This is a genomic window from Pseudomonas sp. 58(2021) (assembly GCF_017491585.1).
Taxonomy (GTDB): Bacteria; Pseudomonadota; Gammaproteobacteria; order Pseudomonadales; family Pseudomonadaceae; genus Aquipseudomonas; species Aquipseudomonas fluorescens_BT.
This window is the reverse complement of record NZ_JAFGYZ010000006.1, coordinates 93,602-112,881: the sequence shown is the minus strand read 5'-3', so window position 1 is coordinate 112,881 and position 19,280 is coordinate 93,602. Positions and strand designations below refer to the sequence as shown.

The 19,280-nt window shown below is 59.8% G+C and carries 15 protein-coding genes; 10 read left to right on the top strand and 5 right to left on the bottom strand.

Annotated elements, in window-relative coordinates; translation table 11 throughout:
- Positions 1-60 precede the first annotated feature (60 nt).
- From J5M72_RS08795 to J5M72_RS08785, 3 genes are all read right to left on the bottom strand, one after another.
- Positions 61-1,788 carry an ABC transporter ATP-binding protein/permease gene (locus tag J5M72_RS08795; protein WP_207865204.1) on the bottom strand — a complete coding sequence of 576 codons (1,728 nt, stop codon included), beginning with the start codon at positions 1,786-1,788 and terminating at the stop codon, positions 61-63.
- A 96-nt stretch (positions 1,789-1,884) separates the two neighbouring features.
- Positions 1,885-2,445, bottom strand: coding sequence for a response regulator transcription factor (locus tag J5M72_RS08790; protein ID WP_003221630.1), 561 nt, complete (start codon positions 2,443-2,445; stop codon positions 1,885-1,887).
- On the bottom strand, positions 2,438-3,700 hold the full coding sequence (locus J5M72_RS08785) for an ATP-binding protein (RefSeq protein ID WP_169428840.1): 1,263 nt from the start codon (positions 3,698-3,700) through the stop codon (positions 2,438-2,440). The genes J5M72_RS08790 and J5M72_RS08785 overlap by 8 nt, the downstream gene beginning before the upstream one ends.
- 226 nt (positions 3,701-3,926) lie before the next feature.
- On the opposite strand from J5M72_RS08785, the gene J5M72_RS08780 reads away from it, so the two are divergent.
- Positions 3,927-4,643, top strand: a complete 717-nt coding sequence (locus tag J5M72_RS08780) for an SIMPL domain-containing protein (protein ID WP_085729587.1) — start codon at positions 3,927-3,929, stop codon at positions 4,641-4,643.
- A 168-nt stretch (positions 4,644-4,811) separates the two neighbouring features.
- Here J5M72_RS08780 and J5M72_RS08775 read toward each other — a convergent pair whose 3' ends face one another.
- A complete protein-coding gene (locus tag J5M72_RS08775) occupies positions 4,812-5,171 on the bottom strand; it encodes a DUF6124 family protein (protein ID WP_207865202.1) in 360 nt (119 codons plus the stop codon).
- A gap of 989 nt (positions 5,172-6,160) precedes the next feature.
- Between J5M72_RS08775 and J5M72_RS08770 the strand changes: the two genes are divergently transcribed.
- The 9 genes from J5M72_RS08770 (at position 6,161) to J5M72_RS08730 (ending at position 18,787) form a co-directional block, all read left to right on the top strand.
- A complete protein-coding gene (locus J5M72_RS08770; protein WP_207865200.1) occupies positions 6,161-7,762 on the top strand; it encodes an ABC transporter substrate-binding protein in 1,602 nt (533 codons plus the stop codon).
- A 260-nt stretch (positions 7,763-8,022) separates the two neighbouring features.
- On the top strand, positions 8,023-9,645 hold the full coding sequence (locus tag J5M72_RS08765) for an ABC transporter substrate-binding protein (protein ID WP_207865198.1): 1,623 nt from the start codon (positions 8,023-8,025) through the stop codon (positions 9,643-9,645).
- 296 nt (positions 9,646-9,941) lie between these two features.
- Positions 9,942-11,540, top strand: coding sequence for an ABC transporter substrate-binding protein (locus tag J5M72_RS08760; protein ID WP_207865196.1), 1,599 nt, complete (start codon positions 9,942-9,944; stop codon positions 11,538-11,540).
- 178 nt (positions 11,541-11,718) lie between these two features.
- Positions 11,719-13,131 carry an OprD family porin gene (locus J5M72_RS08755; RefSeq protein ID WP_169428835.1) on the top strand — a complete coding sequence of 471 codons (1,413 nt, stop codon included), beginning with the start codon at positions 11,719-11,721 and terminating at the stop codon, positions 13,129-13,131.
- A 78-nt stretch (positions 13,132-13,209) separates the two neighbouring features.
- Positions 13,210-14,805 carry an ABC transporter substrate-binding protein gene (locus J5M72_RS08750; RefSeq protein ID WP_169428834.1) on the top strand — a complete coding sequence of 532 codons (1,596 nt, stop codon included), beginning with the start codon at positions 13,210-13,212 and terminating at the stop codon, positions 14,803-14,805.
- Positions 14,806-14,879: 74 nt separating this feature from the next.
- Positions 14,880-15,890 carry an ABC transporter permease subunit gene (locus J5M72_RS08745; protein WP_007953665.1) on the top strand — a complete coding sequence of 337 codons (1,011 nt, stop codon included), beginning with the start codon at positions 14,880-14,882 and terminating at the stop codon, positions 15,888-15,890.
- 11 nt (positions 15,891-15,901) lie between these two features.
- On the top strand, positions 15,902-16,828 hold the full coding sequence (locus tag J5M72_RS08740; protein ID WP_115076533.1) for an ABC transporter permease subunit: 927 nt from the start codon (positions 15,902-15,904) through the stop codon (positions 16,826-16,828).
- Positions 16,829-16,838: 10 nt separating this feature from the next.
- Positions 16,839-17,807, top strand: a complete 969-nt coding sequence (locus J5M72_RS08735; RefSeq protein WP_169428833.1) for an ABC transporter ATP-binding protein — start codon at positions 16,839-16,841, stop codon at positions 17,805-17,807.
- Positions 17,807-18,787, top strand: coding sequence for a peptide ABC transporter ATP-binding protein (locus J5M72_RS08730; protein ID WP_169428832.1), 981 nt, complete (start codon positions 17,807-17,809; stop codon positions 18,785-18,787). The genes J5M72_RS08735 and J5M72_RS08730 overlap by 1 nt, the downstream gene beginning before the upstream one ends.
- Positions 18,788-18,895: 108 nt before the next feature.
- Here J5M72_RS08730 and J5M72_RS08725 read toward each other — a convergent pair whose 3' ends face one another.
- Positions 18,896-19,156: a hypothetical protein gene (locus tag J5M72_RS08725; RefSeq protein ID WP_085729575.1), complete on the bottom strand. Its 261-nt coding sequence runs from the start codon at positions 19,154-19,156 to the stop codon at positions 18,896-18,898.
- Between the last annotated feature and the right edge of the window lie 124 nt (positions 19,157-19,280).

Sequence of the window (19,280 nt, the reverse complement as noted above, 5' to 3'; positions counted from 1 at the left end):
CAAGGAGGTTGTACGATCACCGTACTCTGTGGGAGCAGGCTCCCACAGATTCAGTGCACATCAGGCCGTGACGGTCTGCTCGACCAGATGCCCGCCATCGATCCGCACGTGCCGTGGATGGAAGCGCTTGAGGCTGCTGCGGTGGCCGACGCTGACGATGCTCAAGCCCGGCAACTGATCGATCAGCGCCTGATACAGCGTGGCCTCGTCTTCTTCGTCCATCGCCGACGTCGCTTCGTCCATGTACAGCCAGTGCGGTGCGTAGAGCAGCGCACGAGCAAAGGCCAGTCGTTGCTGCTCACCCGGCGAGAGCATGCGCTGCCAGTGATTGGCTTCGTCCAGTCGCGCCACCAGATGCGGCAGACGGCAGGTTTCCAGCACTTGTGCATAACGCTCTGGCGCGTAGGTATCGCCCGGTTGTGGATAGTTCAAGGCTTCGCGCAGTGTGCCGATCGGCAAATACGGCTTTTGCGGCAGGAACAAATAACGTGCCGCCGGCAAGCGGATACTGCCGTGCCCTGCCGGCCACAGATGCCCCATCGCCCGCAACAGCGTCGACTTGCCGCTGCCGGAGCGGCCGCTGAGCATTACCCGGTCGCCCGCCTCCACGGTCATGTGGGCGCTGGTCAGCAAATGACGACCATCGGCCAGATCGAGCCCGAGGTTGTGTACCTTCAATTCGCTGCCCTGATTCTGCACATCGATGGCCGGTGCCCGGTCTTCGTTTTCACTCATGGCCTGACGGAAGCTCAGCAGACGATCACAAGTGGCGCGCCAGGCCGCCAGATCCGAATACGCGCTGATGAACCAGCTGAAGTTCTCCTGCACATTGCCGAACGCCGAGTTGATCTGCATCAGCTCGCCCAGCTCGATCTTGCCTGCCAGGTAGCGCGGTGCCGCGACGATGAACGGAAAAATGATCGCGATCTGGCCATAACCCGAGGTGAAGAACGTCAGGCGCTTGGACACCCGCATGATGTCCCAGAAGTTGTGCCAGACCAGACCGAAGCGGCTGCTCAGACGACGGTTTTCGTTGGGCTCGCCGTTGTACAAGGCGATGCTCTCGGCGTTCTCACGCACTCGCACCATGGAGAAACGCAGGTCGGCTTCGAAGCGTTGTTGTTGGTTGTTCAGGCCGATCAGACGTCGACCGATCAGGTGGGTCAACCAACTGCCGACCGCCGCGTACAGCAGCGCACACCAGAGCATGTAGCCGGGAATTTCGATGCCGAACACTTCGATGCTGCCGGACACGCCCCACAGAATGATCGAGAACGACACCAGGCTGACCACCGTGCGGATCAGTCCCAGCCCGAGGCTCAGGGTGTTGGCGGTGAAGGTGTTGAGGTCTTCGGAAATCCGCTGGTCAGGGTTGTCGGTATAACCGCCCTGCTCCAGCTGGTAGTAATTCTTGTGCCCGAGCCAGCGCTTGAAGTGGTTCTCGGTGAGCCATGCCCGCCAGCGGATCGTCAGCATCTGCGTCAGGTACAGGCGATACACCGCGCCGAGGATAGCCACCGTGGCAATACCGCAGAAATACAGGATCAGTTGCCAGAACGCCGCCTCATCCTTCTTTTGCAGTGCGTTGTAGAAATCCTTGTACCAACTGTTGATCCACACCGAGATCGCCACGCTGAACAGCGAAAGCGCAATCACGGCCATCAGCAATGTCCAGGCCTTGCCCTTCTCTTCGCTGCGCCAGTAAGGCGTGGTCATGGCCCACACCTTGCGAAAAAACTGCCCGCGCACAGCATCGTTGACCGCGGAATATTCAGCGTTCTGATTCATGGATAAGGCTCGATAAAGAAAAGAACAGACACGCACCGATCATAGTTGATCGGTGCGCTTTATCGCGAGGGCTGGCGATGGCCGTTCAGCGCAGGTTCAGCGACGAACCGGGCGCTTCTGCAGTTTGCGCTGCAGGGTGCGGCGGTGCATGCCCAGGGCGCGGGCAGTGGCGGAGATGTTGCCTTCGTGCTCGGTCAGCACGCGCTGGATGTGTTCCCACTGCAGGCGGTCCACCGACATCGGGTTTTCCGGCACCAGGCTGTCGAGGTCGGCGTGCTCGGACAGCAGCGCCGCCAGCACGTCGTCGGCGTCCGCCGGTTTGCACAGGTAATTGCAGGCGCCTCGCTTGATCGCTTCGACGGCCGTGGCAATGCTCGAGTAACCGGTGAGGATCACCACGCGCATTTCCGGGTCCAGCTCCAGCAGCTTCGGCAGCAGGACCAGACCGGAGTCGCCGTCCATTTTCAGGTCCAGCGCGGCATAGTCCGGCAGATCGGCCTGGGCGATGGTCAGACCTTCCTCGGCGGAACCGGCGGTGCTGACGCGAAAGCCACGGCGGGCCATGGCACGGGCCATCACCCGGGTGAAGGTCGCGTCGTCATCGACCAACAGCAAATGCGGCAGTTCTTCGCCTTCGACTTGGATTTCGTCACTCATGTTGCTCTCCTCGGACGCCGTGGGGCAGGCGCAGCTCGGTGAGCGTGCCGCCTTCCTCATGACTATAGAGTTTCACTGAGCCGCCGGCGCGTGTCACGCTGGCCTTGCTCAAAAACAGGCCCAGGCCGAAGCCTTTGCCCTTGGTGGTAAAAAACGGTTTGCCGATCTGTTCGGCGATGGCCAGCGGCACACCGGCACCATGATCGCGGATGCTGATGGTCAGGTCTTCGGCGGTCCAGTCCAGGGTCACCTGAAGGTTTTCCGGGCAGGCGTCGGCGGCGTTGTTCAACAGATTCAACAAGGCCTGGGTCAGATCCGGCGGCGGCGCCACACGTGGCAGCGGGCCCTGGCCCAGGCGCTGGAAGCGGTAACTGGCCTCGGGGCGCATCAGGTGCCAGCGATTGAGCGCTTCGTCGAGCCAGTCGGTAACGTCCTGCATCTCCACCGCCATCCGGCGATTGGCCTCGGCCGCGCGCACCAGTTGCTGCAGAGTCTCCTTGCAGAGCTTCACCTGATCCTTCAGCACCTTCAGGTCTTCCTGAAGCATCGGGTCGTGATGATCCTGCTGCATTTCGTTGAGCAACACGCTCATGGTCGCCAGCGGCGTACCCAATTCATGGGCGGCACCGGCGGCCTGAGTCGCCACGGCCAGCAACTGCTGATCGCGCAGACCTTCTTCACGGCGGATCGCCCGTAACTCCTCCTGCCGGCGCAACTCTTCAGCCATGCGCGCGGCGAAGAACGTAATCACTGCCGCCGCCAGGGCAAAGCTCAACCACATGCCGTAGATCTGCAGGTTCTCCCGGGCCACCGGCAGGGTTTCCAGCGGATAGAAATGCGTCAGCATCAGGGTGTACAAAGCCAGCGCAATACCGGACAGCACCACCGAATAACGCCAAGGCAGCGTCACCGCAGCGATGGTCAGCGGCACCAGATAATACGAAACGAACGGGTTGGTCGAACCACCGGAGAAATACAGCAAGGCACTGTGGATAACCAGATCGCAGGCCAATTGCAGCGCGTATTCGAGCTCGGTCACCGGCCACGAAGTGCGCAGACGCACGGCGGTGAACACACACAGCAGAATCGAACAGCCGAGGGTCATCACCAGTTGCACCCACGGCAACGGCAACAGATCCAGCCAGTAGGCCAGACCCACGGAACCGGCCTGCGCGGCGAGCACCAGGGTGCGGATGAAAGTCAGCCGCCAGAGGTTCTGGCGAGTGGCGGAAGTCAGTTGTACGGGGGCGAGCATGAGCTCTCCTGATGAGCGCTCCAGGCGGATCGCACGGAGTATAACCAAGGCGCGGGCTCGAGAGGCGAAAGTGCGGCAAACGACCACATGGCAAAAAGCGTCGCGGCGGCTATAAGGCCCATCTGTATAGAAGTTGTAACTGGGCGAACCGGATCATAAACGCTAGAGTCTGATGGTTTCACGCAGGCCCCCGAACCATCACCTGCGCCCTCATCAAGGAGCTTTCATGCACACATTTCGCCGCAGCGCCGCCCTTCTCGCCCTGACCGTCGGCAGTGTCGCCAGCCTTCCGGCCCTAGCTGCCGATGAGCTGCACTACAACCAGATTTCCCTGCGCGCCGAAGTCAGCCAGGAAGTGGCCCGCGACCTGATGATCGTGACCCTCTACACCGAAGAACAGAATACTGACCCGGCCAAACTCGCCGCCGACGTCAGCACCACCATGAACAAGGCACTGGCCCAGGCCAAGCAGGTCAAAGACATCACCCTGCGCCAGGGCAGCCGCAACAGCTACCCGATCTACGACACCAAGGGCCAGAAAATCACCGGCTGGCGCGAACGCGCCGAACTGCGTCTGGAAAGCGCCGACTTCGCCGCCCTGTCCAAGCTCACCGGCGAACTGCTGACCGACCTGAAAATGGGCGGCATGGACTTCGCCATCGCCGACCCGACCCGCAAGGCCAGCGAAGACAAGCTGCTGAAAGAAGCCGTCACCGCCTTCAAGGCCCGCGCCCAACTGGCCACCGACGCCCTGGGCGGCAAGGGCTACAAAATCGTCAACCTGAACCTCAACAGCAACGGCTTCCCACAACCGTACATGCGCGCCCCGATGATGATGAAAGCCGCCGGCATGGATTCGGCGCCCGTCACGCCTGAAGTCGAAGCCGGCACCAGCCAGGTCAGCCTGACCGCTGATGGCTCGATTGAAGTGCTGATGCAGTGATTGAGTGACAGCTGAATGAAAAACCGGCGATCGGTGATGATCGCCGGTTTTTTTGTGCCCGGCATTTGGGTTGTCAGCTCCGCCGTCATCGCTAGCAAGCTAGCTCCCACATTTGGAATGCGAACTCCTGTGGGAGCCAGCCTGCTGGCGATGAACGATGACACGGTCTCAGGTTTGCGGATCAACCCGATCCAGCGCCCGGTTCACCGCCAGCTCGGCCAGCATGATGATCTGCTGGATCCCGAGCGCCGTACTGCGCTGCGAACCGCTGAGCTCATTGGCGAAATTGCTGGCGATGGTACTGGCCGACGCCAGGGATTCGCAGGCATTGGCCAGCAGGCTTTCGGTGTCGACGTTGGGCGTGACCATGTACATCGTGCTCGGGCGTGGTTTGGAAAGGTTGGGGCAGAGATAGAAATCGAGGGCGCGTTTGATGGCTTCGCGGTTTCGAGCGAGGTCATCGGCGCGGAGAGCTTCTTCGAGTGGGGTTGGTTTTTCTTCGGGTGGATCGGGTACAGGCTTAGTCATGCGTTTCACCTATGAAATTGAGCCATCTCCTGCCGTTTCTCACACGGCGAAGAGGTGGCAGCTTTGTGCGGGGTGAGAAAACCGGTCATAGGCACCCGGCCAGACATAAGTCTGCCCGCACAGAGCCGCCATAACGCATTTGCATGCAGCGGATTGGCTGGCGGCAATTATGCGGGCATGAACACTGAATGACTATGAATTGCCGGGTTCTCACACCCGATCGCTGAACCTTCAGCGACAACCCAAGCCTAGAGAGCGCACGTCCGACGGACAACCTGAAAACCTTGTGGGAAGGTTCTGGTGATTTCACACACCTCTAAACACAGCAAAGTAATCGGGTGACTGTGTGGGCCTCTTCGCGAGCAAGCCCGCTCCCACAGTTTCAACCGAGTACACCTGCCCAGACATTGGTCGGCTACCAGGCCGCCATCGGTGGCAAGCCAGCTCCCACAAAACAGCAAAAGCCAGATCAAAAGATCGTCCGATCGCGGCCCGAGCCTTCGGCAGATCCTACAAAGTAGGCAAGGACAACCCGCACGCGGCGCATGCCGCCCCACTCAACACGATGAGCGTTAGCTCGAGTACCGCTTTTGATCTTCGGGCGACGTCGGAAGGCTGAGTGGAGGGATTTATCCGGGGGTGGGAGCGCAGCGACCGTTTGGCGAAGCCAAACACATCGAGAGGAGGTGCAGCGAAGCAAACCGTAGGCGATGCCCCCCGGATGAATCCCGGAGCGAAGGAACCCCGAGCCCTAGCGAGCGGGCCGAACGCAGGAGCAAGCGTTTTTGGTTACTTTTTAGGCGTTTGTAAAAAGTGACCCGCCGTAAGGGCGGAACCATAAGCCGCAGCACCCGAAAAAACGGATATGTTCACAACCTCCCCAGATATACCGAGATAGACACCTCACCTAGAAAAACGATATTTCCGCACCCACCGAAACCCCGGCTACCCTCCTCCCCACAACTACCTCCAATACACCCGGGGACTCCATGGATCGATTCACCCTCAAACCACTTCTAATAACCCTGGCCCTGACAGCCATAACCCCAATCGCAAACGCAGCCACAACCCTCGTCTACTGCTCCGAAGCCAGCCCCGCCGGCTTCGACCCCAGCCAATACACCAGCGGCACCGACTTCGACGCCTCCGCCGAAACCGTCTTCAACCGCCTCACCCAATTCAAACGCGGCGGCACCGACATCGAACCCGGCCTGGCCACAAGCTGGGACGTCAGCCCGGACGGCCTCCGGTACACCTTCCACTTGCGCCAAAACGTAAAATTCCACACCACCGACTACTTCACCCCGACCCGCACCTTCAACGCCGACGACGTGCTGTTCACCTTCCAGCGTCTGCTTGACCCGGACAACGCCTTTCGCAAGGCCTACCCCGCCGAGTCCCCGTACTTCACCGACATGGACCTGAACACCACGATCAAATCTGTGGAAAAACTCGACGAAAACACCGTGCGCTTCAACCTGAACAACGTCGACGCCGCGTTCGTTCAAAACCTCGCCATGAGCTTCGCTTCAGTGCAATCGGCCGAATATGCCGCGCAGTTGCTGAAGGAAGGCAAAGCGGCGGATATCAACCAGAAACCGGTCGGCACCGGCCCGTTCGTGTTCAAGCGCTACCAAAAGGACTCGCAGATCCGCTACGCGGCGAACAAGGACTACTGGAAACCCGAAGACGTGAAAATCGACAACCTGGTGTTCTCGATCACTCCGGACGCCGCCGTTCGCCTGCAAAAGCTCAAGAACGGCGAGTGCCAGGTCAGCGGCTATCCGCGCCCGGCCGACATCGAAGTGATGGAAAAAGACCCGAACCTGCGCGTGTTGAAGCAGGCCGGTTTCAACCTCGGTTTCCTCGCCTACAACACCACCCATCCACCACTGGACCAGCTCAAGGTGCGTCAGGCACTGGACATGGCCATCGACAAACCGGCGATCATCAAGGCGGTTTACCAGAGTGCCGGGCAGTTGGCGCAAAACGCCCTGCCGCCCGCGCAATGGTCGTTCGATCCGAACATAAAAGACGCGCCGCACGACCCTGCAAAAGCCAAGGCGCTACTCAAGGAAGCAGGGGTTGCACCTGGTACAACCATCAACCTCTGGGCCATGACCGTGCAACGCGCTTCAAACCCCAATGCGCGAATGTCGGCACAGATGATCCAGCAGGATTGGGAGAAGATCGGTATCAAGGCCAACATCGTCAGCTATGAATGGGGCGAGTACATCAAGCGCGCCAAGAATGGCGAACACGACGCGATGATCTACGGCTGGACCGGTGACAACGGCGACCCGGACAACTGGCTGGGCGTGCTTTACAGCTGCGCGGCGGTGAAAGGCAGCAACTACGCCAAATGGTGCGATCCGGCCTACGACAAACTGGTGCAGCAGGCCAAGGTGGCCACGGATAAATCGCAACGGGTAAAACTGTATCAACAGGCGCAACTGATCCTTAAACAGCAGGTGCCGATCACGCCGATCGCCAACTCCACGGTGTTCCAGCCGCTGCGCAAGGAAGTCACCGACTTCAGGATCAGCCCGTTCGGTCTAACCCCCTTCTATGGCGTGGGTATAAATAAGTAACACCGGGCCCCGATTCGGCGCGCAAAACGTGACCAATGCACCGTTTTGGGGCTTCGTTTGCACCGTAAAAACCGACCGCAAACGGTCAAATGCGTCAGAAGTTATACAGATGCGACATTAAGGTACGTTCGTGCCACCGTTTGATGCCGCCGGGCGCTCTGGATCTTGCATTGGGTATGGGCCCTGCATAAGTATCCGCAGGCACGACTCACGAGGTCGTACCTCAATATTAAAAAATGACAACAAATCATGAGGCCAACATGCTTAAACACGCGGTCATTCCGTTTTTAGTCGGCGCAGGCTTGTTAGCCTCCGCACCTTTCGCCACCGCTGCGACTAACCTGGTGTTCTGCTCCGAAGGCAGCCCGGCCGGTTTCGATCCAGGCCAATACACCACCGGAACCGACTTCGACGCCTCAGCCGAAACCATGTTCAACCGTCTGACCCAGTTCGAGCGTGGCGGTACCGCCGTGATTCCTGGTCTGGCGACCAAGTGGGACATTTCTGATGACGGCCTGACTTACACCTTCCATCTGCGTGAAGGCGTCAAGTTCCACACCACCCCGTATTTCAAGCCGACTCGTGAGTTCAACGCCGACGACGTGCTGTTCACCTTCAATCGCATGATTAACAAGGATGACCCGTTCCGTAAGGCGTACCCGACCGAATTCCCGTACTTCACCGACATGGGGATGGACACCAACATCACCAAGATCGATAAAGTCGACGACCACACCGTCAAGTTCACCCTGAAAGAAGTCGACGCCGCGTTCATCCAGAACATGGCCATGAGCTTCGCTTCGGTACAGTCCGCCGAGTACGCAGCCCAGCTGCTGAAGGAAGGCAAGGCTGCCGACATCAACCAGAAGCCGATCGGCACTGGCCCGTTCGTGTTCAAGAGCTACCAGAAAGACTCCAACATCCGTTACACCGGCAACAAGGATTACTGGAAGCCTGAAGACGTGAAGATCGACAACCTGATCTTCGCCATCACCACCGACCCGTCGGTCCGTATCCAGAAGCTGAAAAAGAACGAGTGCCAGGTCACCCTGTTCCCACGTCCGGCCGACCTCGCTGCACTGAAAGCCGACCCTGCGCTGAAGATGCCTGACCAGGCCGGCTTCAACCTGGGCTACATCGCCTACAACGTGATGGACAAGGTCAAAGGCAGCAACGAGCCGAACCCGCTGGCCGACCTGCGTGTTCGCCAGGCGCTGGACATGGCCGTCAACAAGCCACAGATCATCGACTCGGTTTACCAGGGCGCGGGCCAGCTGGCCGTCAACGCCATGCCGCCGACCCAGTGGTCCTACGACACCACCATCAAGGACGCCAAGTACGATCCTGAGAAAGCCAAGCAGCTGCTCAAGGAAGCCGGCGTCAAGGAAGGTACCGAGATCGTCCTGTGGGCGATGCCGGTTCAGCGTCCGTACAACCCGAACGCCAAACTGATGGCCGAAATGCTCCAGTCCGACTGGAAGAAGATCGGTCTGAACGTGAAGATCACCAGCTACGAGTGGGGCGAGTACATCAAGCGTTCCAAAGGTGGCGAGAACCAGGCCATGATCATTGGCTGGAGCGGTGACAATGGTGATCCGGACAACTGGCTCAACGTGTTGTTTGGTTGCGACTCCCTGAGTGGCAACAACTTCTCCAAATGGTGCGACAAGAAATTCGACGGCCTCGTGAAAGAAGCCAAGCGCACCACCGACCAGGCCAAGCGCACCGAACTCTACAAAGAGGCGCAACACGTCCTCAAAGATGCAGTCCCTATGACACCTATCGCTCACTCGACGGTGTATCAACCCATGCGCGCCAACGTGCAGGACTTCAAGATCAGCCCATTCGGCTTGAACTCCTTCTACGGCGTCAGCATCAAGTAAAAAAGCCGGCGGCGACGTTTTCAGCGTTGCCGCCGTTTTTTTCTGCCGATTAGTCAGGAATTTGCCTACATCCATTTCCACCTGGCCCTACCAGGTTGGTTTAGGACGTGTCGCCTTTTCCTACGAGTCTTTAGGACTCTGCGCATTTACTGCCAGACCTGCGGTCCCTACCGTCAGGTTCTGACCAGTGACTGCGTGGGCTATCGGTTTGCTGTGGGTTTGAGCTCAATGCAGCCACAACTTCCCTGGAAGGGATCACGGCGCATTGAAAAACACTGAGATAAAGAGGGAGCGTCATGCGCCATACCTTGGTTTTTTCCGCATTGCTGGGCGCCGGCCTGCTGGCCGCCACGTCCGCGAGTTTTGCCGCCAGCGACAGCCTGGTGTTCTGTTCCGAAGGCAGTCCGGCCGGTTTCGATACCGCGCAGTACACGACGGCCACCGATAACGACGCCGCCGAACCGCTGTACAACCGCCTGGCTGAATTCGAAAAAGGCGCGACCAATGTCGTACCGGGTCTGGCAACGAGCTGGGATATTTCCGAGGATGGTCTCAAGTACACCTTTCACCTGCGTGAAGGGGTGAAGTTTCATTCAACGGCGTACTTCAAACCTACCCGCGATTTCAACGCCGACGACGTGCTGTTCACGTTTAATCGCATGCTCGATCCGCAACAGCCTTTCCGTAAGGCTTATCCGACCGAGTTCCCGTATTTCAACGGGATGAGCCTCAACAAGAACATCGCCAAGGTCGAAAAGACCGGGCCGCTGACCGTGGTGTTCACGCTCAACAGCGTCGACGCCGCGTTCATCCAGAACATCGCCATGAGCTTCGCCGCCATTCTGTCTGCCGAATACGCCGACAAATTGCTGGCCGAAGGCAAGCCGAGCGACATCAACCAGAAGCCGATCGGCACGGGGCCGTTCGTGTTCAAGAGCTATCAGAAAGACTCGAACATCCGCTACACCGGTAACCCGCATTACTGGGATCAGAGCCGGGTGAAGCTGAAGAACCTGATTTTCGCGATCAATACCGACGCCTCGGTTCGCGTGCAGAAGCTCAAGGCCGGCGAGTGCCAGGTCACACTGCATCCACGCCCGGCGGATGTGCCGGCACTGAAGAACGACCCGAAACTGCAATTGATCGAAAAGCCGGGCTTCAACCTCGGCTACATCGCCTACAACGTGCGCCATAAACCGTTCGACCAGCTCGAAGTGCGGCAGGCGCTGGACATGGCGGTGAATAAACAAGGGATTCTCAACGCTGTTTATCAAGGCGCCGGTCAACTGGCCGTCAACGCCATGCCACCGACCCAGTGGGCCTACGACGACACCATCAAGGAAACCGCCTACAACCCGGAAAAAGCCAAGGCACTGCTCAAGGCTGCCGGCGTCAAGGAAGGCACAGAGATCAACCTGTGGGCCATGCCGGTGCAGCGCCCGTACAACCCGAACGCCAAGCTGATGGCCGAAATGCTCCAGGCTGACTGGGCCAAGATCGGTCTGAAAGTGAAGATCGTCAGTTACGAATGGGGCGAGTACATCAAGCGCACCAAGAATGGCGAACACGACATCAGCCTGATCGGCTGGACCGGTGACAACGGGGACCCGGACAACTGGCTCGGCACGCTGTACAGCTGCGACGCCATTGGCGGCAACAACTATTCCATGTGGTGCGACCCGGCTTACGACAAGCTGATCAAGGAGGCCAAGGTGGTCACCGACCGTGAGCAGCGCACCGTGCTCTACAAACAGGCCCAACAGTTGCTTAAGCAGCAAGTGCCGATCACGCCTGTCGCCCACTCGACGGTCAACCAGCCGCTGAGCGCGAGAGTCGAGGGGTTCAAGGTGAGCCCGTTCGGTCGCAACGTGTTTTCGGGTGTCAGCATCGATTAAACAAAAAACCGACTAGCCGCATCGCTGAGGAGGCCGTCTACCTCCTCACGCAAGCGCTTTGCCGAAATTCGCCAATCAGGCCTTTTGCAAACGTTTGCGATGTGTGAATGAGTTCTAAAACCAAAAACCGGCCCTATAAAAAAAGCCGGCATAAAAAGAAAGTAAAGGAGCTTCACCCATGAAACTGAGCAGCACCGCGATACTGGCCCTGGCCATCAGCAGCATCACCGCCACGGCTTATGCCGAGGAACAGAGCCAGGCGTTCACCCCGGTTACCGTCAACGAGCAGAGCGCCCAGGCTGAAGCCACCGGTTTTCTCGAAGGCTCCAAGATCAGCGGCACGACCCGTAACTGGTACGCCAACGAGCAACTGAAACGTGGCGGCAAGTTCACCTACCGCAAAGACGGCGTTGCAACCCCGACCGATCGTCGTATCAACTGGGTGCAGGGCACCATCGTCAACTACACCTCCGGCTTCACTCAGGGCACCGTCGGTGTCAGCACTGAAGTGGCCGCGTACAACGCCGTTGCCCTGGAGCGCGACCGCAAGGATCTGGCCTCCAACAATGGTGGCGCACCGGGCTCGCGTCCAGGCGCAGGCAACAACCGTACCCTGACCAAAGAAGGCGGTGATGCCGAAGGTCAGTGGAGCAAACTGGGCCTGGCCAACGTCAAGTTCCGCGTTTCCAACACCACCCTGACCGCCGGTCGCCAGAACTTCAGCACCCCCATCGTCGACACCATCGGCAACCGTGCGCTGCCTTCGAGCTTTGAAGGTGTCAGCCTGCACAGCGAAGAGCTGAACAACCTGTCGTTCGACGCCGGCAGCTTCGACCGCGTATCGCCGCGTACCGAAGAAAGCCTGTCGAAATTCCGCTCCGAGTACACCAACAACAATGCCGAAACCGATCGCGTGAGCATCGTCGGCCTGAACTACCAGCCGCTGAAAAGCCTGAAGACCAGCCTGTACGCTTCCAAGGTTGAAGACTTCTGGAACCAGTACTACTTCGGCGCCACCCACGAGTTGGGTGACAGCAATGTCGTGAGCCTGACCACCGGCCTGAACTACTACAAGACGGTCGATACCGGCAAAAAAGAGATGGGCAACATCGACAACGACACCTACTCCCTGTCGTTCGGCCTGACCCACCAGGCACACAGCCTGACCTTCTCGTACCAGGAAATTAACGGTAACGAGTACTTCGACTACCTGCACGAAACCAACGGCATCTACCTGGCCAACTCCCTGCTGTCCGACTTCAACGGCCCGAACGAGAAATCCTTCCAGGTCGCCTACGGTCTGAACATGGCCGAGTACGGCGTACCAGGCCTGAAGTTCAACATCTACCAGGCTCGCGGCTGGGGCATCGACGGTACTCACTACACCGGCACTGCGTATGACGTGAAAAACATGGACGGCGAACACCACTACGAATACGGCATCGGTGCCACCTACGCGGTACAGAGCGGTCCGCTCAAGGCGACCACCGTGCGCGCTACCTACACCGCTCACCGTGCCAGCGAAAACCAGGCTGACGGCAGCATCAACGAGTTCCGTCTCGTGACCACCGTACCATTCAACATTCTGTAAAAACGCGTGCCGACGGCTGACTCAGTGACGAGTCGGCCGTTCGGCTTTTTGTCTTCAACCGATTGCAGAGGGTTAACGATGAAAATGCTTCCCCTACGTGCGGCCGTCGCTGCCGCCTTGTTGAGCGCCGCCATCGGCGTCTCGGCCAAACCCTTGGTGGTCTGCACCGAAGCCAGTCCGGAAGGCTTCGATATGGTCCAGTACACGACTGCAGTCACTGCCGACGCGGTGGCCGAAACCATCTTCAACCGTCTGGCGGACTTCAAGCCCGGCACCACCGAAGTGATTCCGGCGCTGGCCGAGTCCTGGGACATCAGCGAAGACGGCCTGACCTACACGTTCCACCTGCGCAAAGGCGTCAAGTTTCACACCACCGACTATTTCAAGCCGACCCGCGACATGAATGCCGACGACGTGGTCTGGAGCTTCCAGCGTCAGCTGGACCCGAATCACCCGTGGCACAAGCTGTCGAGCGTGGGCTTCCCGTACTTTGAAAGCATGGGCTTCAAGGAACTGCTCAAAAGCGTCGAGAAAGTCGACGACAACACCGTCAAGTTCACCCTGACCCGCCGCGAAGCGCCGTTCCTGGCCGACATCGCCATGGCGTTCTCCTCGATCTATCCGGCCGAATATGCCGACCAGTTGCTCAAGGCCAACAAGACCGGCGACCTGAACAGCAAACCGATCGGCACCGGGCCGTTCATCTTCCAGCGCTACAACAAGGACGCCCAGGTACGCTTCAAGGCCAACCCGGACTACTTCCGTGGCAAGCCTCCGGCTGACGCGCTGATCCTGGCGATCGCCACCGACAACAACGTGCGCTTGCAGAAGCTCAAGGCCAACGAGTGCCAGATCGCGCTGTATCCGAAACCGGATGACATCCCGAGCATCAAGAAAGACAGCAACCTGAAAGTCGACGAACTGGATGCGATGACCGTCTCGTATGTCGCCATGAACACCCAGCACAAGTACATGAGCGACGTGCGGGTGCGCAAAGCCATCGACATCGCCTTCGACAAGGAAGCCTACGTCAACGCGCTGTTCGGCAAGGGCAACGCGACCGTCGCGGTCAACCCGTACCCGCCGACCCTGCTGGGCTACAACCACGAGCTGAAGAACCCGCCACGTGACCTCGACAAGGCCCGCGCCCTGCTCAAGGAAGCCGGCGTGCCGGAAGGCACCGTGTTCACCCTGTTCACCCGCAATGGCGGCGGCCCGACCAACCCGAACCCGATGCTCGGCGCACAAATGATGCAGGCTGACCTGGCGAAAGTCGGGATCAAGATCGACATCCGTGTGATGGAATGGGGTGAGATGCTCAAGCGCGCCAAGGCCGGCGAACACGATATGGTGTCGGCCGGATGGGCGGGCGACAACGGCGACCCGGATAACTTCCTGACGCCTATGCTCAGTTGCGAAGCCGCCAAGAACGGCGAAAACTACGCTCGCTGGTGCAACGAGAAATTCCAGACACTGCTTGACGAAGCACGGGCTAAAGTAGATCCGGCCGAACGCGCCAAGCTGTATGAACAAGCCCAGGTGCTGTTCAATCAGGACCAACCGTGGATCAGCATGGCCCACACCCGGATGTTCACTGCAATGCGCAACAACGTTGAGGGTTATCACATCAGCCCTCTGACAACCAATAACTTCGCCACCACCCAGGTGAAGTAGATAAGAAAACTCCCGGTTTCCCTGACCCCAGGGAAACCGGGCACGCCTAACCGGCTGATGAGGTACCACACACGATGTTTAGTTTTATTGCCCGCCGACTGGGGTTATTGATCCCCACGTTTTTCGGCATCACCTTGCTGACTTTCGCGTTGATTCGCATGATTCCCGGCGACCCCGTGGAAGTGATGATGGGCGAACGTCGGGTCGACCCCGAAATGCACGCTCAGGCAATGGAACGCCTCGGTCTGAACAAACCGCTGTACGCCCAGTACCTGGACTACATCGGCAAACTGGCCCACGGCGACCTCGGTGAATCCCTGCGCACCCGCGAGAGCGTATGGACCGAGTTCACCTCCCTCTTCCCGGCGACCCTGGAACTGTCCATGGCCGCCCTGCTGTTCGCCGGCATCCTGGGCCTGTTGGCCGGGGTGATTGCGGCCCTCAAGCGAGGATCCCTGTTCGACCACGGGGTGATGGGCATCTCCCTGGCGGGGTACTCGATGCCGATTTTCTGGTGGGGCCTGATCCTCATCATGTTCTTCTCCGTGAGCCTGGGCTGGACCCCGGTATCCGGACGGATCGACCTGCTTTACGACATCGAGCCGCGCACCGGTTTCATGCTGATCGACACCCTGCTGGCCGATGACATGGGCGCGTTCCTCGATGCCCTGCACCACCTGATCCTGCCGGCCATCGTGCTGGGCACCATTCCGCTGGCGGTGATCGCGCGGATGACCCGCTCGTCGATGCTCGAAGTATTGCGTGAAGACTACATCCGTACCGCCAAGGCCAAAGGCCTGTCGCCGTCGCGCGTGGTGTTCGTGCACGGCCTGCGCAACGCGCTGATCCCGGTGTTGACCGTGGTCGGCCTGCAAGTCGGCACCCTGCTGGCCGGTGCGGTCCTGACCGAAACCATCTTCTCCTGGCCCGGCATCGGTAAATGGCTGATCGAAGCCATCGGCGCCCGGGACTACCCGGTTGTGCAAAACGGCATCCTGTTAATCGCCTGCCTGGTGATTCTGGTCAACTTCGTGGTGGACATCCTCTACGGCTTTGCCAACCCACGCATCCGTCATCAGCGCTGAGGTCAATACCCATGAGCACTCCAACTTCCTCAGTAGTCACCGCCGCCACCGCCGTGGATCAAAGTCTGCTGTACCCGTCACCGTACAAAGAGTTCTGGCAGGCCTTTGCCAAGAACAAGGGCGCCGTCGCCGGTCTGCTGTTCATGCTGCTGGTAATTTTCTGCGCGATTTTCGCGCCGTGGGTCGCCCCGCATAACCCGAGCGAGCAATACCGTGACTTCCTGCTGACGCCGCCGGCGTGGCTCGAAGGCGGGCAGATGCAATTCCTGCTCGGTACCGACGAACTGGGTCGCGACCTGCTGTCGCGTCTGATCCAGGGTTCGCGTCTTTCGCTGCTGATCGGTCTGTCGTCGGTGGTGATGTCGCTGATCCCGGGGATTCTGCTGGGCCTGTTCGCCGGCTTTTTCCCGAAAATGATTGGCCCGACCATCATGCGTCTGATGGACATCATGCTGGCCCTGCCGTCGCTGCTGCTGGCCGTGGCGATCGTCGCCATCCTCGGCCCAGGCCTGATCAACACCGTGATCGCCATTGCCGTGGTGTCCTTGCCGTCCTACGTGCGTCTGACCCGTGCCGCGGTGATGGGCGAACTGAACCGCGACTACGTGACCGCTGCGCGCCTGGCCGGTGCCGGTCTGCCACGCCTGATGTTCATCACCGTGCTGCCCAACTGCATGGCACCGCTGATCGTCCAGGCGACCCTGAGCTTCTCGTCGGCGATCCTCGATGCCGCCGCTCTGGGCTTCCTCGGCCTCGGCGTCCAGCCGCCAACCCCTGAGTGGGGCACCATGCTGGCTTCGGCCCGCGACTACATCGAACGCGCCTGGTGGGTCGTGAGTCTGCCTGGTTTGACCATTTTGCTCAGCGTGCTGGCAATCAACTTGATGGGCGACGGTCTGCGCGATGCGCTGGACCCGAAACTCAAGAACGCCGCCTGAGGAGATTCCCATGTCACTGCTAGAAATCAAGAATCTCAACGTTCGCTTCGGCGACAAGAACGCCACACCAGTGGTCGACGGCCTCGACCTGAAAGTCGACAAGGGCGAAGTCCTGGCGATCGTGGGCGAGTCGGGTTCCGGCAAGTCCGTGACCATGATGGCGCTGATGGGCCTGATCGAACACCCGGGGATCGTCACTGCCGACTCCCTGAGCTTCGACGGTAAAGACATGCTCAAACTGAGCAATCGCCAGCGTCGGCAGATCGTCGGTAAAGACCTGTCCATGGTGTTCCAGGATCCGATGACCGCGCTGAACCCGAGCTACACCGTCGGTTTCCAGATCGAGGAAGTGCTGCGCCTGCACCTGAAAATGTCCGGCAAGGCCGCCCGCAAGCGCGCCATCGAACTGCTGGAAAAGGTTGAAATCCCGGGCGCCGCGAACCGTATGGACGCCTACCCGCATCAACTGTCCGGCGGCATGAGCCAGCGCGTGGCAATTGCCATGGCGATTGCCGGCGAGCCGAAACTGCTGATCGCCGACGAACCGACCACAGCACTCGACGTGACGATTCAGGCGCAGATCATGGACCTGCTGCTGGCGTTGCAGAAAGAGCAGAACATGGGCCTGGTGCTGATCACCCACGACCTCGCCGTGGTGGCTGAAACCGCCCAGCGCGTGTGCGTGATGTACGCAGGGCAAGCCGTTGAAGTCGGTCAGGTGCCGCAACTGTTCGACATCCCCGCGCACCCGTACAGCGAAGCGCTGCTCAAGGCGATTCCGGAGCACAGCCAGGGTGCCGAGCGTCTGGCCACCCTGCCGGGCATCGTTCCGGGCCGTTACGACCGTCCGCAAGGCTGCCTGTTGTCACCGCGCTGCCCGTACGTGCAGGACAGCTGCCGCGCACAGCGTCCGACCCTTGACCCGAAAAGCCACAGCCTCGCCCGCTGCTTCTACCCGCTGAACCAGGAGGTGGCGTAATGGCCGTCGTACTTACCGCCCGCGACCTGACCCGTCACTACGAAGTCTCCCGTGGCCTGTTCAAGGGCCACGCGACCGTGCGCGCCCTCAACGGTGTGTCGTTCGAACTGGAAGCCGGCAAGACCCTCGCCGTTGTGGGCGAATCGGGCTGCGGCAAATCCACCCTGGCCCGTGCCCTGACCCTGATCGAGGAGCCGTCGTCCGGCTCCCTGAAAATCGCCGGGCAAGAAGTGGCCGGCGCCGACAAGGCCCAGCGCAAGCAACTGCGCAAAGACGTGCAGATGGTGTTCCAGAGCCCATACGCCTCGTTGAACCCACGGCAGAAGATCGGTGATCAACTGGCCGAGCCGCTGCTGATCAACACCAACCTGTCGGCCGCCGAACGTCGCGAGAAAGTCCAGGCGATGATGAAGCAGGTCGGCTTGCGTCCCGAGCATTATCAGCGCTATCCGCACATGTTCTCCGGCGGTCAGCGTCAGCGTATCGCGCTGGCCCGAGCGATGATGCTGCAACCGAAAGTGCTGGTGGCGGACGAACCGACCTCGGCGCTCGATGTGTCGATCCAGGCCCAGGTACTGAACCTGTTCATGGATCTGCAGCAGGAGTTCAACACCGCCTATGTGTTCATCTCGCACAACCTCGCGGTGGTGCAACACGTGGCCGATGACGTGATGGTGATGTACCTCGGCCGCCCCGTGGAAATGGGTCCGAAGAACGACATCTACGAACGCCCGCTGCACCCGTACACCCAGGCGCTGCTGTCGGCGACCCCGACCATCCATCCGGACCCGAACAAGCCGAAAATCAAGATCGTCGGCGAGTTGCCTAACCCGCTGAACCCGCCACCGGGCTGTGCTTTCCACAAGCGCTGCCCGTACGCGACCGAGCGTTGCAGTACTGAAGAACCGGCGTTGCGCCACCTCGACAATCGGCAGGTGGCTTGCCACTACGCCGAACAGTTCCTCGACGGCGCGGCATGAAAAAACCCGCCCGGTTTCCTGGGGCGGGTTGTTGATGATGTTGACCAAACCCCTTCTGCCTCGATTGCGCATCAGTCGAGAAAGAAGGGGTTTTCTTTTGTCCGGAATTTACGTCTGGCTATCGCCTTCATCCGGATCATCGGAGTCCGGCTCGTCGGTGGTCGAGTCGTCATCGTCGGCGCTGCCACCCTGGCCCTGATCGCCCGGCTCGGACTCGGACTTGGCCAGCATCAGCGCGCTGTGCCCCACCTGCCCGCTGGACGCCTGGGTATCGTGATCCTCGCACTCGGCCCAGGCCGTCGCGGTGCCGAGGGACAGCATCACCATCACTTTCAACAGCAGCAAAACCCGTAGCAACCTGTTTTTCATAGCCGAGTCCATCCTGTTCCAAGTGAGAAATTCATGCTGACCTGACGCTGATTGAAATCTAGTTCCGATCCGCCGGGTTCACCAGATAGGACGTTGCCCCATGCCCGAAAATGCCATGCGTGGA

Coding starts and splice junctions, on each gene's coding strand:
- J5M72_RS08795 (WP_207865204.1), bottom strand. CDS start 1,788: ATGAATCAGAACGCTGAATATTCCGCGGTCAACGATGCTGTGCGCGGG.
- J5M72_RS08765 (WP_207865198.1), top strand. CDS start 8,023: ATGCTTAAACACGCGGTCATTCCGTTTTTAGTCGGCGCAGGCTTGTTA.
- J5M72_RS08785 (WP_169428840.1), bottom strand. CDS start 3,700: ATGCTCGCCCCCGTACAACTGACTTCCGCCACTCGCCAGAACCTCTGG.
- J5M72_RS08750 (WP_169428834.1), top strand. CDS start 13,210: ATGAAAATGCTTCCCCTACGTGCGGCCGTCGCTGCCGCCTTGTTGAGC.
- J5M72_RS08790 (WP_003221630.1), bottom strand. CDS start 2,445: ATGAGTGACGAAATCCAAGTCGAAGGCGAAGAACTGCCGCATTTGCTG.
- J5M72_RS08725 (WP_085729575.1), bottom strand. CDS start 19,156: ATGAAAAACAGGTTGCTACGGGTTTTGCTGCTGTTGAAAGTGATGGTG.
- J5M72_RS08770 (WP_207865200.1), top strand. CDS start 6,161: ATGGATCGATTCACCCTCAAACCACTTCTAATAACCCTGGCCCTGACA.
- J5M72_RS08780 (WP_085729587.1), top strand. CDS start 3,927: ATGCACACATTTCGCCGCAGCGCCGCCCTTCTCGCCCTGACCGTCGGC.
- J5M72_RS08730 (WP_169428832.1), top strand. CDS start 17,807: ATGGCCGTCGTACTTACCGCCCGCGACCTGACCCGTCACTACGAAGTC.
- J5M72_RS08735 (WP_169428833.1), top strand. CDS start 16,839: ATGTCACTGCTAGAAATCAAGAATCTCAACGTTCGCTTCGGCGACAAG.
- J5M72_RS08745 (WP_007953665.1), top strand. CDS start 14,880: ATGTTTAGTTTTATTGCCCGCCGACTGGGGTTATTGATCCCCACGTTT.
- J5M72_RS08760 (WP_207865196.1), top strand. CDS start 9,942: ATGCGCCATACCTTGGTTTTTTCCGCATTGCTGGGCGCCGGCCTGCTG.
- J5M72_RS08775 (WP_207865202.1), bottom strand. CDS start 5,171: ATGACTAAGCCTGTACCCGATCCACCCGAAGAAAAACCAACCCCACTC.
- J5M72_RS08740 (WP_115076533.1), top strand. CDS start 15,902: ATGAGCACTCCAACTTCCTCAGTAGTCACCGCCGCCACCGCCGTGGAT.
- J5M72_RS08755 (WP_169428835.1), top strand. CDS start 11,719: ATGAAACTGAGCAGCACCGCGATACTGGCCCTGGCCATCAGCAGCATC.